Raw genomic sequence first — 15,215 nt, 5'->3', positions numbered from 1 at the left:
CTTTATGAAAGAAGTAGGTTTCTTTCAGTCTGTTAGGCTGAAGCTGATTCTTGTATACATTTTGTTATTGTTATTGGGCATCCAAGTCATTGGTGTCTATTTTGTCGATCGATTGGAAGAGCAGTTGGAAACCAACTTTACGAATTCCATTGAAGGACAGCTGAATTCTTTAACCTACAGTTTGCAAAATGCGTTCAATACAGAGCGGGGAGAAGATTCGCTGCCTTTGAATAATGATCTACAAAGCCTTATTAATGATTTTAGTGATGATAACACCGATATTGGAAAACTCTGGGTTGTAGACAACAACCAAAAGGTGCTTGCGGCTACGACGACGAGCGACCAGTCTCCCATCGGTAAAAAAGTGACGGACACCGCCATTACGAAGGTGTTCTTGTTTGGGGAGGCCACAGAACCTAAACCTTGGCGGGAAGAAGGGACCAACAACCGGCTGTTCCGTGGTACAAACCCGATTACGGATGAGTCCGGAGAAGAGATTGTTGGGGCTCTTTATTATGAAGTTTATATGAATGATATTTATGAACAACTTGGGGAAATCATCAGTATTTTCGCCAAAGGGACGGTCTTAGCTATTACGGTTACGGCTTTGCTCGGGATTTTGGTGGCGAGGACCATCACGAAACCTCTGACAGAAATGAAACGACAGGCACAAGTTATGGCGACAGGGGACTTCTCCCAGAAGGTCGATGTAAAAGGAAATGACGAAATCGGACAGTTAGGCCATACCTTTAATGATTTGAATGATAAATTGAAGCTGGCTACTGCGACGACAGAAGGCGAGCGCCGGAAGTTGAGCTCTGTGCTTTCGAATATGTCGGATGGTGTCATTGCGACAGACCGGCTCGGTGCCATCACACTAATGAATGCACCAGCCTCGAGACTAATTGGACAGACATTTGAGGAGGTCCAGGGACAATCCCTTGTGGATGTTCTTGACTTGAACGATCAAGTTGAAAATATCTCAGAGGTGGAAGAAGCAGGGTCTATGATCATTGATTTAAGCAGTGAAGATAACCACCTTCTGCTTAAAGCCAACTTTTCTGTGGTTGAAGATGAAAACCATGACATGAATGGTTTCATCACGGTCATTAGTGATGTGACCGAGCAGCAGCGTGTGGAAAAAGAAAGAAGAGAGTTTGTTTCAAATGTCTCACACGAACTACGTACCCCGTTGACGACGATGCGGAGTTATATAGAAGCATTGAACGATGGGGCATGGCAGGATCCGGATATCGCACCAAGATTCCTCGATGTGACCCAAAACGAGACGGACCGTATGATTCGTTTAGTGAACGATCTTTTACAGTTAACGAAAATGGATCATAAAGAAACAAGCCTGATGAAAGATCGTGTTGAGTTCGTCAGCTTTTTTGACCATGTGATCGATCGTTTTGAAATGAATAAGAATGAAAAAGTAGAGTTTGTCCGCAACTTGTCCAACAAAAACATGTATGTGTGGATGGACAAGGATAAAATCACACAAGTGCTGGATAACATCATCTCCAATGCCATTAAATATTCTCCGGAGGGTGGGAGCATACGGTTTAGCGCCCATTCCACGAAGAAACAGCTGCGGGTAAGCATTACCGATGAAGGGATTGGAATGCCTCCAGACACCGTTGATAAAATCTTTGATCGTTTTTATCGTGTCGATAAATCCCGTGCGAGAGAAATGGGAGGAACCGGACTGGGCCTTGCTATTGCCCGGGAAATGATTGAAGCTCATCATGGAAAAATATGGGCGGAAAGTCGTGAAGGTAAGGGCACGACTGTCCACTTTACTTTACCGCTCATGAGTCAGAAGCGGAGGGGACAGTCATGAAAAAAGAAACCATGAAGTCTGTCACTTTGGTGATTCTCATCGCCTTCAGCTTAGTGTTGACGGTAGCTCTTTGGACGTATCAGCCCGTAAATGAAACGTTGGAAGAGGATGTGTTCATTGAAGATACGAAATTAGAAGAAATAGGATCAGAACGGGCTATTCCGAACCTGGTTCCTCCTGATAAGGTCGTTTTTCATGAGCAAAATTCATTTTTTACATTCAAAGATAATATTGATCGAACAGCTTTTTACCAAAAACAGATGCAGCAGTGGAACTTATCCAACCTTGATACGAGTCCAAGAACGATCAATGTCGATAACCATAGCGAAATTGTGGAAATCATTTTTCCTGCGCATCTGCCTATACAGGTGATCAGTGATATCTTTCAAGTGAACGAGAGTATTCCAATGGAGGGGCTGCAAGCCAACTTCAATCGGATATTCCTATTGCGTCATTCCCAAGAGGGAAGTGCTGCTTCAAGTGCTTCATATGACTTGTGGTTCGTAAATAGTGATGCTGAAGGAAGCGAAATTACACTTCAGGCAGATATCAGTGCAGCTTCTGGAGAACGTGCCATACAGGAAGTCGACAATAAAGATGAATTGGTGGAAATGTCGCGTGTGGCTGATGTCCTGCGGATCGACCCCGAAGATGGAACGAATGCTTCTCACATTTACGTACCTAAAAATCCTGTCAGTATATCAGAATATGTGCTGCAAACAGGAGCTGTAAATGTAAAACCGATTCAGAATGATATTTTTCCTTCGAATACGCGAGTGTTCAAGTCACGGACGAATAGCGGGGAAAATATCACCAAAACATTCCAGCGAAGATTGACGCAGTATGATAAGAGAATGGAATATGATTTGACGATTCCCAACTCAGCAAACCAGAAGAACTTGACGGAATATGAATTGTTTGTCCAAAGTATGGAGGATATCAATAGTCATTTGGGGTGGACGGATGACTATCGTCTGAACTCGATTTTGAGTGGTCGGGATGAAGTTCGTTACCGCCTTTACTTTAATGACCGGCCAGTGCTGGAGAACGTCGATACTTATAAGTTGGCGAGCATCCAGTTAAGTTATCAGCAAGGACAGATTCAGGAATATGACCGCCCGCTCGTCCAATACAGCAGCATCAACGAAAGCCAAACGAACCTCTTGTCCGGTGAGGAAGTCCTTTTGGATCTCCAACAAGAAGGTGAGTTGGAAACGTCCAGAATCAGGGATTTAGAGATTATGTACACGCTTGAAGAACAAAGGAGCGAGTTGGTGTACAGCTTGATTCCTGAGTGGTATATGTTGACAAACAGCGGTTGGACGAAAGTATATCCAGAAGAAAGGTCCCAAAATGCAGAGGTTTCGTGACGAGGAGGTAAAACATGCAGTGGGGTCAAATTAAAACATTATTTATCATCAGTTTCTTAATCCTCGACCTTTTCCTGCTGCAGCAATTGTTAAGCAAGCAAGCGGAGGATGAAGTGGGGCAGATTTCCACCGTTGCTGAAAGTATTGAAACCGAACTGGAAGCGAACGACATTTCCATTTCGGAGGATGCGATCCCGGAGGAATTGCCAGAAGCTACACCGATTGAATCGGAAAGTGTGCATACGTTTCCTGATGATGTGATGAGTCAGATTGAAGATATGGATGAGAGTGATAAAGAGGTTGAGCTCAAAGAAGACGGTCAGGTATTGCAAGTCACTTTTGATGAGCCGATAGAAGTGACGGAAGATACGATCCAGAGCGTTGTCGCTGATGTCGTCCCTTTTGCTTCCCGTTATTCCTACTGGGGTTGGAATGAAGAGGCGGGTGCGGCTCTCTTTTTCCAGGCAAAAAACAATAAGACGGTTTATTTTAACAATAACGGATATTTGCTGGTGAATATCGTTGATGGTGAAATGACTGGATATGTCGCAACCTTACTATCCTTTGAAGATGGGGAATACTCAGGGCCCTCCGATGACACGGAAATCACCATCGAACCTTTAAGTGCCATTCGTATTTTGTTGAATAACGGTCTTATTGAGTCGGGAGATGAAATTACATCGATGGATATTGGCTATCATACGAGTTACAGTCTGCCTGCGGGGGAAGAAAATGAGACGCAAGTGTTCGCATCAACATGGAAAGTGACGGTCAACGGAGACCGCAATCATTTTCTCTACACCTTGGACGGGACAATCATTGAATATATCAACGAAGAATCATTTATCTCAGATGTTAAAAGTGAGTATGGCTTAAAAAGTGCGGAAGAAGAGCAAACGGCAGCAAATGAAAATAGAGAAACCAATTAGATGGAGTGTATGGAATGAGCATGAGATTTAGTGTACTTGCTTCAGGCAGTACGGGGAACGCATTCTATATTGAATCGGGAGATGAGAGAATATTAGTGGATGCTGGCTTGAGTGGTAAGAAAATGGAAGGTTTGCTTGATCAAGTGAACATCGACCCACAATCCTTATCACGAATCCTTGTCACTCATGAGCATAGTGATCACATCAAAGGTCTTGGCATCATGGCAAGACGCTACAACCTTCCTATCTACGCAAATGAAAAAACTTGGAATGCGATGGAAGGGCAAATCGGCAAACTTCCCATCGATCAGAAATTCCACTTTTCTATGGAGGAGACGAAGACATTCGGGGGTCTGGATGTAGAATCCTTTGCCGTTTCTCATGACGCGGCAGATCCTATGTTTTATACGTTCCATAAGGACGGGAAGAAGATCGCCCTCGTTACCGATCTTGGCTATGTATCTGAACGGATAAAAAAGACAGTCGAAGGTGCTGACGCCTACATTTTCGAATCGAATCATGATGTGAGCATGCTTCGAATGGGACGCTACCCATGGAATGTGAAACGACGCATATTAGGGGATTCCGGACACGTTTCCAATGAGGATTGTGCCCTGGCCCTCACCGATATCATTACGGACCAGACGAAAAGAATCTACCTTGCGCATTTGAGTCTGGATAACAATATGAAAGACCTTGCCCATATGTCTGTTAAAAATGTTTTAGAAGAGCGCGGATTTGAAGTGGGCCGCCACATTGAATTGCATGATACGGACCCACAGGAAGCCACACCAATCTTTGAGGTTTAAAAGGTTTTAAATGGTAAAGAATAAGGAAACAGTACCTTAGAAATTTACGGAGAGCGTAAGAAAGGTAAGGTGAAAGAGGCGTGGGTTATTATGATGATCATTCCCCTACCCGTCAGCAGAAACAGCAGCGCAGACGGTGGGTGATGCCGACGATTGTCGGAGGTATTTTAGGAGCTGTTCTTGTCTTATTGGCTTTGCCTGCTTTGGTACAAACCGAGCTGCTTCCCTATGATATGACCATCCCTGAGGATGAAAGTGGACTAGTTGAAGATGATCAGGAGCTGACAGGTGGAACGACTAAAAATGTCGAGCTTGATGTAAATACGCAAATCACCGATGTGGTTGAAAAAGTAACTCCTTCCGTTGTCGGAGTGGTCAACTTGCAGACACGCCAGGATTTTTGGCAGCAGGAAGGTGACTCCGCCCAACAGGCAGGAGTAGGATCCGGTGTTATTTATAAAAAGGAAGACGGAACCGCTTATGTCGTGACGAACAACCACGTCATTGAAGGGGCAAGTGAAATTGAAGTCGTCCTTGCTGATGAAACAAGGGTCAAAGCCCAACTGATCGGAGGAGATTTATTTACCGATCTGGCCGTTTTGAAAATGCCGGCCGATCAAGTCGAACAAGTCGCTGAGCTCGGCACTTCAGAGAACTTGAAGGTGGGTGAACCGGCCATCGCTATCGGCAATCCGCTTGGTCTCAGTTTCGCAGGCTCAGTCACTCAAGGAATCATCAGTGGTAAGGAGCGGGCGATTCCTCAGGACTTCAATGGAGATGGGATGGAAGACTGGCAGGCAGAAGTCATTCAGACGGATGCAGCCATAAACCCTGGAAACAGTGGTGGTGCACTTATTAACATTGATGGTCAATTGATTGGAATTAACTCGATGAAAATTGCTCAGTCTGCCGTCGAAGGCATCGGTTTTGCTATACCGATTGATTCAGCCAAGCCAATCATTGATGAATTGGAACAATACGGCCAGGTGAATCGTCCGTACATTGGTATTGAAGCCTATGGGCTGAATGAGGTACCGACGTCTGAATGGAGCAATACGTTGAACCTCCCACAAGATGTAGACGGTGGATTGTATATCCGCAGCATTCGTCAAATGTCTCCAGCTGCTAAAGCAGGTCTTGAGCCATTGGATGTCATCACCGCCCTTGATGGAGAATCCGTACGGGACATCATCGACTTACGTAAGTACTTGTACAATGAAAAAGACCCGGGGGATGAGATGGAAATCACGTATTATCGAGATGGTGAGCAAGCGACAACCACTCTGACGCTGGGATCTCAAGAGTAACCCACACAAAAAGAGTATCCAATCATGGATACTCTTTTTCACTGTCAAATTTCGCTATAATTCTACGAAATTCACTCCAATGTTATCCACAGGGTGTGAATAGTATTCTGGATAAGTGTCATATATGGTAGTAGAAAATATGTTCGCCACCATATAGATTTGTCGATTGTGTATATGTGGATAAATTCCGTGGATAACCTGTTTATATTCAGGGGGAACCTGTGAATATCAGAAAATTTACAAGGTTTGTGCATAAGTCTGTGGACAATTGTGGGTAACTATTTTCGTTAGTCTATATTTTCCACATGTGTATAAATGTAAACAGGGTTCTCCCCAACATTTCTTATTGTTTTTCATTGTTTGATCCCATCAAAAATTGTCTAATGGTAACGATAATCGAGAATTCTTTTAAGCGCTCTGTTTCTTCACTTTCTGAATCTTGAATTTCTTGCGGTAGTACCAATTGAACACGTAAATCAATGGGGTCAAAACGACGGTGGGCAGCAACCACAACCAGATGCTGGTGCTGGATATATTCAACAGACGTGGAGCACCAAAGACGGTAAAGGCGGTAAGAGTCGCAATCGAACAGCCAATTAAATTTCCGTAGTGCTCAAAATACCAGTGCATTTTATTTTGGGGTGGGGTCAGCCAGTAATACAATTGTCCCCCGCCAAGAATGATCCCTAAGATGGGGAAGTATTGAAGCAATGGAAAGTCGTACATCCATCCGACCACCATAGTGATGGCTGACATTAGGATAAGCAAACATGAAATTCCCAGGTCGTAAACGTTGCGGTGTTTTTCTGTCCGTCGTTTAAAACGCAGTACGCGGATGCCCATCCATGCCGTTGCCCCACTTAGTGTAGCGATGAAAAGCAGAAAAAAGGAAAAAGCTCGAGCTTCTGGTACCGTATAATCGAAAAATATGCGATAAATTCCCATATAGAGAGCTGTTGCTGCTACGGTGTACATGGCCGTGACGTAAACCCAGCCGACTTTTCTGTGGATGTTTCCGCCTTTTTTCGTTACAAGGGGAATCCAAAAGACGGCGAGAGCGCTGAATCCGGCGATAATATGGATGGTAAGCATGATTGAAAATAATAACATAGCGATCGCTCCTTTCAAGACCTCCTCCTATATATACGCTTTCCTGAAGCTCCTCCCCTCCTTTTTTACTAGATGTTTACAAAAAAAGACCGGCTGTCGCCGGTCTTTTTAGTCAAGTTGATCTTGTTGCCATGTTTTCTTAATGATTTTAGTTAAAGCAAGAATGGCAATCAAGTTCGGCAGTACCATAAGCGCATTGAACGTGTCGGCCATCTGCCACACAAAATCCACTTGGACAAGCGAACCTGCCACAATGAAAATCAACACTATGCCACGGTATAAAGGAACTCCTTTTTCACCGAACAAAAACTTCACGTTCACTTCCCCGAAATAAGCCCATCCGAGGATCGTTGTGAAGGCAAAGAATAAGAGGCAGATGGCGATGAATGGAATGCCGAATTCTCCGAGTCCGCGTGCAAACCCTTCTTGTGTAATCGCACTACCCTGAAGGTCTGTTTGATGGGCATCTGTAGTCAAAATAACCATGGCGGTCAGAGTACAGATGATGACGGTATCGATGAAAACACCGACCATCGCGACGAGTCCCTGATGGGAAGGGCGCTTGACGTTTGCGATCGCATGGGCATGTGGAGTCGATCCCATGCCGGCTTCATTTGAAAAGAGCCCGCGTGCAATTCCGTAGCGAATCGCTTCTTTGATTGTGGCACCGAGGACACCACCGCCAGCTGCCTCAGGACTGATAGCGGCTTGGACGATGAGCTGCAGTGTCGGAAGAACCTGGTCCCAGAAGTTCACCATAATGATGAGGCTTCCAATGATATAGAGCAAGGCCATGACAGGGACGACATTTCCTGCAAAGGACGAAATCCGAGTAATGCCTCCGAATAGAATGAGACCGATGAAAAAGGCGACGGCAACTCCTAAGCCGAGGTTAATCGTTGTGGAACTTGATCCCATCGCTTCGTTCATCGCGGTCGTAATCGCATTGGACTGGACCATATTTCCGACAAATCCAAGAGCGATGATGATGGCAATGGCGAAGAATCCGGCGAGCCACTTGCTGCCAAGCCCGTCCCGGATGTAATACGCAGGACCGCCGTGGACCTGGTCTCCTTTTTTCACTTTATAAAGCTGAGCGAGAACGGCTTCTGCGAAAATCGTTGCCATCCCGAAGAAGGAGCTGATCCACATCCAGAAAATCGCCCCGGGACCGCCAGCTGCGATGGCGGTGGCGACACCAGCGAGGTTTCCTGTCCCGACTTGGGCGGATATTGAGGTCGCAAGCGCCTTGAAGGAGTGGATGCCTTCTGTTTTTTCTTTTTTGAAAAGGGGTGCGAACGTCTGCTTGAATCCTTGTCCAAGGGAGCGGACCTGAATGAAGCGCAGTTGAAATGTCAGCCATACGCCGGTCCCAAGCAGGAAAATCAGCATGACTGGTCCCCATAAAAAGCTATTAATCTCTATGAATACGTTGGTTAGTTGTTCCATGGGTAAGATCCTTTCTTTCTTTAACATATGACCATGAAAAAGAGTATCTCACTTGCAAGCGTTTTAGTACAAGAGGAAAAAGTTATTAAGGAATTCGACAGCATAAATTTAGTATTCGACAAAACTATTTAAGAATTCGACAGCGTAAATTTAGTATTCGACAAAACTACTTGAGAATTCGACAACGATATTTTAGTATCCGCCACCACCGCTATTGCTTTCCAAACGCTGAAGAATTTACGTACAATAGAAAAAAAGGAGGGGTACTTATGATTGATTTAAGAAGTGATACCGTAACCAAACCGACGATGGCGATGCGTCAGGCAGCGTTTGAAGCAGATGTCGGGGATGATGTGTATGAAGAAGATCCTACTGTGAAAAAGCTTGAAGACAAGGCGGCGGAAATGCTCGGGAAAGAGGCGGCATTGTTTGTGACCAGTGGAACACAGGGAAACCAGATTGCCGTTTTGACCCACTGCAGCCCTGGGGATGAAGTGCTTCTGGAAGCGAACGCCCACCTTTTTCTATATGAAGGTGCGTCGATGTCGGCACTTGCTGGGGTGCAGCCACGGACGATTCAAGGGACACGTGGGGTGATGGATCCTGAAGATGTGAAGGCCGCGATTCGGCCGGACGACATTCATTTTCCGGAAACGAGCTTGATCTGCCTCGAGAACACGCATAACAAAGCGGGGGGCGTTGTCGTGCCGCTTGAAAATATGCAGGCGATTTATGAAGTGGCGAGAGAAGAAGGGATACCCGTCCATCTCGATGGTGCACGCTTGTTCAATGCATCTGTCGCCTCAGGAATTTCATTGCACCGGTACGCTGATCAAACCGATACGGTGCAGGTGTGTTTGTCGAAAGGGTTGGGAGCACCGGTAGGATCAATCATTGCCGGTTCCTATGATTTTATCAAAAAAGCGCGAAAATGGAGAAAGCGTCTCGGCGGCGGGTTGCGCCAAGTCGGGATGGTTGCTGCACCTGCGTATGTGGCCTTGACCGAGATGGTGGACCGGCTAGCGGAGGACCACGCGCATGCAAGGCAGCTGGCGAACGGCCTTCAGCATGTAGTAGGGCTGAAGATTGAAAAAGTGGAAACGAATATCGTGCTCGTTCATGTGGATGGACTGGGAGAGACGGCCGAATCCTTTTTACATAAACTCGAAGGAGACGGCATTCTTGCGGTGCCCTTCGGCCCGACTACAGTCAGGTTTGTCACAAATTATGATGTGAGTGAAAGAGACATAGACCAGGTCATTGATGTGATCATTTCCCGTTATCAGTATTAGGATTATCTTTTCATGAATAGGGTATAGATAGGAAATAACCCATGGAGGTGGCGTTCATAGCGGACATCCGAGCAAATCAAGTCAGACGAGGTCCGTCGATCAATGACGAAAAATTTGCTGACATGTTGTTCAAGGATTCTTTTGTTGATGGTATTCCGCTGGATGAGCTTGGCAAGGATTTGAGAAGGATGAAACGATATAGAAAAGAATTGGATAAGCGAAAATAGTCAAACCCCCATGGATTCATCCATGGGGGTCATTTATTATACAAGTTCAGGTAGTCGTTGTGACTCCTGGGACTGTGCTTCAAGACCAGCTTTGTTCAGGAAGTTCCACGGTTGGTTGAAGTGGGGCTGGAAAAAGAAATCCGTGTACGCTAGTTCGTCGATCGTCATGCCTGTTTGAATGCACACGCTCATCGTGTTGATGGATTGTGTCACGTCCGCTTTGGAAATGACTTGTGCACCAAGGATGCGGCGGGAATCAGGGTTGATCGTTACTTTCAGCATCACTTTTTCTGCTGTCGGCATAAACGCTGGGCGATGAGTGTCTTCGATTGTGATGTTTTTCACATGAATGCCTAAAAGTTGAGCAGATGTTTCCGTAAGTCCAGTGGAAGCCATGTTTAGATCGAAAATGTGAAGTCCGGATGTGCCTTGTGTTCCGACGTGTTTCATCGTCGGTTCGATTAAATTGCGGGCGGCTAATGTCCCCATACGGACGGCATTCGTTGCAAGTGGAATATACATGTGTCCGCCTGTCGGATTGTAAGGAACGGCACAACAGTCACCCGCAGCGAAAATTTCAGGGTCACTCGTTTGCATATATTCATTGACTTTAATCGCGCCGTTATCAAGCATATCGACTTTTCCTTTTAATAAATCCGTGTTTGGACGGAAGCCGACGCAAAGGATGACAAGGTCCGTTTCGTACGTTCCACTGTTTGTTGTGACGGTAGAAACAGATCCGTTGGTTCCTTCAAAATGCTGGACTGTTTCGTTCATAGCTAGCTCAATGCCGCGTGCTTTGAAATCATTTTCAACCATAGTGGTGAACTCTTCATCTAAATATTTATTCAAGATTCGACCTGCACCATCGATGAGTGTCACGTCTTTGCCTGCTTTTTCAAAAGCTTCAACAATCTCGACCCCGATATATCCGGCGCCGACGACCGTCACCTTTTGCGCGTCTTTCGCACGCTCGATGATGGTGTTTGCCTGGTGGTAGTTTTTCGCAAGCAAGATGTTATCAAGCCCGATACCTTCGATGGGAGGGGTGACCGGCCAGGAACCTGTCGTCATGATGAGCTTATCGTACGTGTCGTGAATTTTTTTACCTGTGACAAGGTTTGTAGCTTCAATCGTTCTTCTGACTGTATCAATGTGTTCCACGTCATGCTGCATCTTCATCGTCACACCAAGGTTTTGCAGCTCTTGAGGGGAAGAATAAAACAGCCCCTGCGGATCATTGACGACTCCACCGACGTATAACGCTAAACCACAAGATAAAAAGGATACATTGTCATTTCGTTCATAAACCGTAATGTCTGCTTCAGGGTAAAGTTTCGCCATATTTGTAACCGCAGCGGTACCTGCGTGAGTGCTTCCAATAACAGCAATTTTCATGGTAGATCCTCCTTGAAAGTACATGTGAAACATTTCACATGTTCAATATGTTTTTATTATAAAACGGTTCATTTAGAAAAACAACCCCTTTGTTCAGTATTTCACAAAATAATTTTCCTTTTTTTGTTGTACCAGGTCATACATATTTTGGAATTATTATATACGCAGCGTAAAAGGCCTGTGAGGTTTGTATTAATTTTGTGGTTAGCTGAAGGAAATTACGACCCGGCATGGAAGAGGTAGGCGAAGGTCTCATTTCTATCAAGGGAGTGTTTGATTTGAAAAGGATGGTTGTTTTCGTTTTTAGTCTTGTCTTTATTTTATCTGCCCATGGTGTTCAGGCTGCTGGAACGATAACCGTAGGCGATGCTTTGTACACACCGAATGGAACAGATGTAGCGGTAGAAGGGTATATTGTAGGGGTTCCTGTAGGCATTGATACGGTTGAGCAGAGCAATTTCACGAGTGATTATGCTCTAGCAGTAGCGGATGATGCTTCCGAAACTCAGGTGGACGACATGATTTTTGTGAAGTTGGATTCAGAATATCGTCGTGAATACGGCCTGCAAAACAACCCGGGGCTGATGGGGAGGAAAATTAGAATAGATGGTACGAGGGATGATTATTTCGCTCACCAGGGAATTGAATATGTGACATCGTTATCCAAAGTTTCTACGGATGATGGCGGAAGCGGTGATGACGATGGAAGTACATACACAGGCAGCTACTATCAAGATGCGGAAGGTTTGTCCGGTTATGCATTGAAACAATCGCTGCATGAGATCATTGATGACCATACCGAGCTTTCTTATTCCAACGTCTGGGATGCGCTGCGTCATACAGATGAAGATCCATCAAACTCGAACAATGTATTGCTTTTATACTCCGGAAAGTCCTACAGCAAGTATGACAACGGTGGTTATGTCGATGACTGGAACCGTGAGCACGTATGGGCGAAGTCACATGGGGATTTCGGAACGTCGATGGGTGCAGGTACAGATATCCACCATCTTCGTCCTACAGATGTAACAGTCAATTCGGCTCGCGGGAATCTGGATTTTGATGAAGGGGGATCTGCTTTTTACGAAGCGCCGGGCACTTATTATGACGGAGATTCCTGGGAACCTCGCGACGCGGTAAAAGGGGACGTCGCCCGAATGATTTTCTATATGGCCGTCCGTTATGAAGGGGATCAGGGAGAATTGGATTTAGAAATTGCCGATTATGTAGGGACGAGCGGTCCATACTTAGGAAGGCTTTCCGTGCTGAAGGAATGGCATGCGCAGGACCCCGTTGACGACTTTGAACGAAACCGAAATGAAGTCATTTTTAATGATTACCAGGGAAATCGAAATCCATTCATCGACCACCCAGAATATGTTGAACAGATATGGTAAAAGGATCAAGGCAAAAACCGGACCACCATCATGGTCCGGTTTTTTGTTGTTCTTTTTACCAATATATGTATGACCTGGTACAACAATATTTGGATATGTTAATCAATCGATGCAGGAGTTTGGTTTTTGGGTGTGGTAGTTTATAGGGTATGAGAATTTTAGGAGGTGATTGGATGGCGAGGGATGTTCGGTTTAAGGTGGATGGGCAGCGGTTCAACTATAGAGCGGCAGGGATACTGATAGAAAACGATCATGTGCTTTTACATAAACAGGTGAATGATTCGTATTGGGCGCTGCCAGGTGGAGGCATTGAACTGGGAGAAGCTTCTGAAGATACGATTATGCGGGAGATGAAAGAGGAGCTTGGCTATGCCGTAGAGGTGGAACGAACCGTTTGGATGGCGGAGACGTTTTTTGAACACCGAGGGGATGATATGCATGAGGTGGCTTTCTACTATTTATTAAACACAAAGGAACCGACATTTAGAGAAGGACCTTTCCAAGGACTTGAAGGGGAGCGGCTGATCTATCAATGGATCCCCTTAGAAGATATGGAGAAAATCGAAGTACGACCACCTTTTCTCAGAAAAGCATTAACGAATGTTCCATGTGAAACATCGCATCTCGTTGTGAAAGGGTAAGAGGGTTCTAGTCATTCACATAGGCTCGTACAATGGTACGAGTCCTATTTTTCGGAGGTGGGGAAGTGAAGAAAAAGTTCATCACTTGGACGCTCGTGTTGTATGCCATTTATGGTCTTTTGTTAGGCCTTTATTTCTTTCAGTGGACAGATGTAGGAGTTCCGCCAGCGTATGAAGGAACGGCCGCGGATCCCGCGACGTTCATGACGGAAAAGGAACTGGAGCTGAGCCAGGAGTATTCGCGGTATCAGAACTTCTTATCTTTTCTCGGGGAGCCGCTCGAATGGATCATCTATCTTGGTGTGATGATTTTTGGTGCCTCGGTCGTTTTTAAAAATTTCGGCAAGCAGATTTCCCGTTTCCGCATCATTCAAATTCCAATCTTCGTTTTACTGCTGCAAACGTTGACGACGATTCTTTTATTTCCGTTGGATTATGCGAGACGGTGGCTGTCTGTAGAATATGGCATTTCCACACAAAGCTTTTCCAGCTGGATGCGTGATGAGCTGGTCGGATTTTGGATCGGGTTCATCATCATGGCGCTTCTCATCACCGTCCTATATTTCCTTATGAAAAAGTTCGAAAAACGCTGGTGGCTGATTGCCTGGGTGCTCATGATCCCATTTTTATTTTTCATGATGTACTTACAGCCGGTCGTCATCGATCCGCTTTACAACGACTTCACTGAGCTTCAAGACAAGCAGCTGGAAGAAAAAATTCTCGCGCTTGCGGATGAAGCAGACGTTCCTGCTGAGCGGGTGTATGAAGTGAATATGTCCGAAAAGACGAACAGCATGAATGCCTATGTGAACGGCATAGGTTCGAATTTGCGCATCGTGTTGTGGGATACGACACTGAACCGCCTTCAGGAAAATGAGGTGCTGTTTATAATGGCGCATGAAATCGGTCATTACGTCATGAATCACTTGTATTGGAATTTAGCTGGTGTTATTGTCGCAACGTTCTTTGGACTTTTCTTCACCTATCATTTATTGCGGTATGCAACGCGTAGATGGGGAGAAAGGCTCGGCTTCACAAAAGTATCGGATATCGCCAGTCTGCCGATGTTTTTCCTCATCCTGACGATGCTTTCGTTTTTATCAAGTCCAGTGGAGCTTGCCATTTCAAGGAATGCCGAAACAGATGCCGACCAGTACGCGATTGAAATGACCCAGGATCCGGATGGGGCGATTGGATCGTTCCAGGAGCTTACGGTGAACGGGTTGAGCGACGTCCACCCGCCTGCGCTCGTCAAATATTTACGCTACGGACATCCGACAATGATGGAACGCATCCATATGCTTGAGTCTTATCAGGGCATTGATATGAAAGAAGAATAACAGACTTACAATATTTACCGTACCAGGTCATCCAGAATATGGATGACCTGGTACGGTATTTTTTAGGTTGTATCTAGTATGTGTGGGGGTCTTCTGATAGACT

The 15,215-nt window shown here is 45.4% G+C and carries 13 protein-coding genes; 10 read left to right on the top strand and 3 right to left on the bottom strand.

From position 1 onward, the window contains the following. Positions 1 to 4 precede the first annotated feature (4 nt). The 5 genes from walK (at position 5) to BLS23_RS01180 (ending at position 6,258) form a co-directional block, all read left to right on the top strand. Positions 5 to 1,843, top strand: a complete 1,839-nt coding sequence (gene walK / locus BLS23_RS01200; protein WP_089650685.1) for a cell wall metabolism sensor histidine kinase WalK — start codon at positions 5 to 7, stop codon at positions 1,841 to 1,843. Beyond that, complete coding sequence (locus BLS23_RS01195; protein ID WP_089650684.1) at positions 1,840 to 3,213, top strand: YycH family regulatory protein; 1,374 nt, start codon at positions 1,840 to 1,842, stop codon at positions 3,211 to 3,213. Before walK ends, BLS23_RS01195 begins: the two co-directional genes overlap by 4 nt. Positions 3,214 to 3,227: 14 nt before the next feature. Further along, on the top strand, positions 3,228 to 4,142 hold the full coding sequence (gene yycI, locus BLS23_RS01190; RefSeq protein ID WP_089650683.1) for a two-component system regulatory protein YycI: 915 nt from the start codon (positions 3,228 to 3,230) through the stop codon (positions 4,140 to 4,142). 14 nt (positions 4,143 to 4,156) lie between these two features. After that, on the top strand, positions 4,157 to 4,951 hold the full coding sequence (locus tag BLS23_RS01185) for an MBL fold metallo-hydrolase (RefSeq protein ID WP_089650682.1): 795 nt from the start codon (positions 4,157 to 4,159) through the stop codon (positions 4,949 to 4,951). An 80-nt stretch (positions 4,952 to 5,031) separates the two neighbouring features. Further along, positions 5,032 to 6,258: a S1C family serine protease gene (locus BLS23_RS01180; protein WP_089650681.1), complete on the top strand. Its 1,227-nt coding sequence runs from the start codon at positions 5,032 to 5,034 to the stop codon at positions 6,256 to 6,258. Positions 6,259 to 6,666: 408 nt separating this feature from the next. Here the strand turns inward: BLS23_RS01180 and BLS23_RS01175 are convergent, their stop codons facing one another. Both BLS23_RS01175 and BLS23_RS01170 read right to left on the bottom strand, forming a co-directional pair. Continuing rightward, positions 6,667 to 7,368 (bottom strand): DUF2306 domain-containing protein, encoded by a 702-nt coding sequence (locus BLS23_RS01175; protein ID WP_089650795.1) that lies wholly within the window; start codon positions 7,366 to 7,368, stop codon positions 6,667 to 6,669. A 108-nt stretch (positions 7,369 to 7,476) separates the two neighbouring features. Then, positions 7,477 to 8,817 (bottom strand): alanine/glycine:cation symporter family protein, encoded by a 1,341-nt coding sequence (locus BLS23_RS01170; RefSeq protein WP_089650680.1) that lies wholly within the window; start codon positions 8,815 to 8,817, stop codon positions 7,477 to 7,479. Between the two features lie 269 nt (positions 8,818 to 9,086). Between BLS23_RS01170 and ltaE the strand changes: the two genes are divergently transcribed. Together ltaE and BLS23_RS01160 are read left to right on the top strand one after the other, a co-directional pair. Further along, positions 9,087 to 10,109 (top strand): low-specificity L-threonine aldolase, encoded by a 1,023-nt coding sequence (gene ltaE / locus BLS23_RS01165; protein ID WP_089650679.1) that lies wholly within the window; start codon positions 9,087 to 9,089, stop codon positions 10,107 to 10,109. Between the two features lie 41 nt (positions 10,110 to 10,150). Next, a complete protein-coding gene (locus tag BLS23_RS01160) occupies positions 10,151 to 10,336 on the top strand; it encodes a hypothetical protein (protein WP_089650678.1) in 186 nt (61 codons plus the stop codon). A gap of 36 nt (positions 10,337 to 10,372) precedes the next feature. Here BLS23_RS01160 and BLS23_RS01155 read toward each other — a convergent pair whose 3' ends face one another. After that, complete coding sequence (locus tag BLS23_RS01155; protein WP_089650677.1) at positions 10,373 to 11,734, bottom strand: FAD-dependent oxidoreductase; 1,362 nt, start codon at positions 11,732 to 11,734, stop codon at positions 10,373 to 10,375. Positions 11,735 to 12,021: 287 nt separating this feature from the next. On the opposite strand from BLS23_RS01155, the gene BLS23_RS01150 reads away from it, so the two are divergent. The 3 genes from BLS23_RS01150 to BLS23_RS01140 all read left to right on the top strand — a co-directional run bounded on the left by BLS23_RS01150 (position 12,022) and on the right by BLS23_RS01140 (position 15,112). Further along, entirely contained in the window at positions 12,022 to 13,131 is a 1,110-nt protein-coding gene (locus BLS23_RS01150) for an endonuclease (RefSeq protein ID WP_244157023.1), read from the top strand. 173 nt (positions 13,132 to 13,304) lie between these two features. After that, a complete protein-coding gene (locus BLS23_RS01145) occupies positions 13,305 to 13,772 on the top strand; it encodes an NUDIX hydrolase (RefSeq protein WP_089650675.1) in 468 nt (155 codons plus the stop codon). Positions 13,773 to 13,837: 65 nt separating this feature from the next. Next, entirely contained in the window at positions 13,838 to 15,112 is a 1,275-nt protein-coding gene (locus BLS23_RS01140) for a M48 family metallopeptidase (protein ID WP_244157018.1), read from the top strand. Positions 15,113 to 15,215: the final 103 nt, after the last annotated feature.

Origin of the sequence: Halobacillus aidingensis, assembly GCF_900104185.1 — a bacterium.
Taxonomy (GTDB): Bacteria; Bacillota; Bacilli; order Bacillales; family Halobacillaceae; genus Halobacillus; species Halobacillus aidingensis.
The sequence above is the reverse complement of the archived record's forward strand: the minus strand, read 5'-3'. Positions and strand labels throughout refer to the sequence as shown.

Excerpts from the sequence above, each read along its gene's own strand:
- BLS23_RS01160 (WP_089650678.1), top strand. The coding sequence starts at position 10,151 with ATGGAGGTGGCGTTCATAGCGGACATCCGAGCAAATCAAGTCAGACGA.
- BLS23_RS01155 (WP_089650677.1), bottom strand. The coding sequence starts at position 11,734 with ATGAAAATTGCTGTTATTGGAAGCACTCACGCAGGTACCGCTGCGGTT.
- walK (WP_089650685.1), top strand. The coding sequence starts at position 5 with ATGAAAGAAGTAGGTTTCTTTCAGTCTGTTAGGCTGAAGCTGATTCTT.
- BLS23_RS01185 (WP_089650682.1), top strand. The coding sequence starts at position 4,157 with ATGAGCATGAGATTTAGTGTACTTGCTTCAGGCAGTACGGGGAACGCA.
- BLS23_RS01175 (WP_089650795.1), bottom strand. The coding sequence starts at position 7,368 with ATGTTATTATTTTCAATCATGCTTACCATCCATATTATCGCCGGATTC.
- ltaE (WP_089650679.1), top strand. The coding sequence starts at position 9,087 with ATGATTGATTTAAGAAGTGATACCGTAACCAAACCGACGATGGCGATG.
- BLS23_RS01170 (WP_089650680.1), bottom strand. The coding sequence starts at position 8,817 with ATGGAACAACTAACCAACGTATTCATAGAGATTAATAGCTTTTTATGG.
- BLS23_RS01195 (WP_089650684.1), top strand. The coding sequence starts at position 1,840 with ATGAAAAAAGAAACCATGAAGTCTGTCACTTTGGTGATTCTCATCGCC.
- BLS23_RS01150 (WP_244157023.1), top strand. The coding sequence starts at position 12,022 with ATGGTTGTTTTCGTTTTTAGTCTTGTCTTTATTTTATCTGCCCATGGT.
- BLS23_RS01145 (WP_089650675.1), top strand. The coding sequence starts at position 13,305 with ATGGCGAGGGATGTTCGGTTTAAGGTGGATGGGCAGCGGTTCAACTAT.
- yycI (WP_089650683.1), top strand. The coding sequence starts at position 3,228 with ATGCAGTGGGGTCAAATTAAAACATTATTTATCATCAGTTTCTTAATC.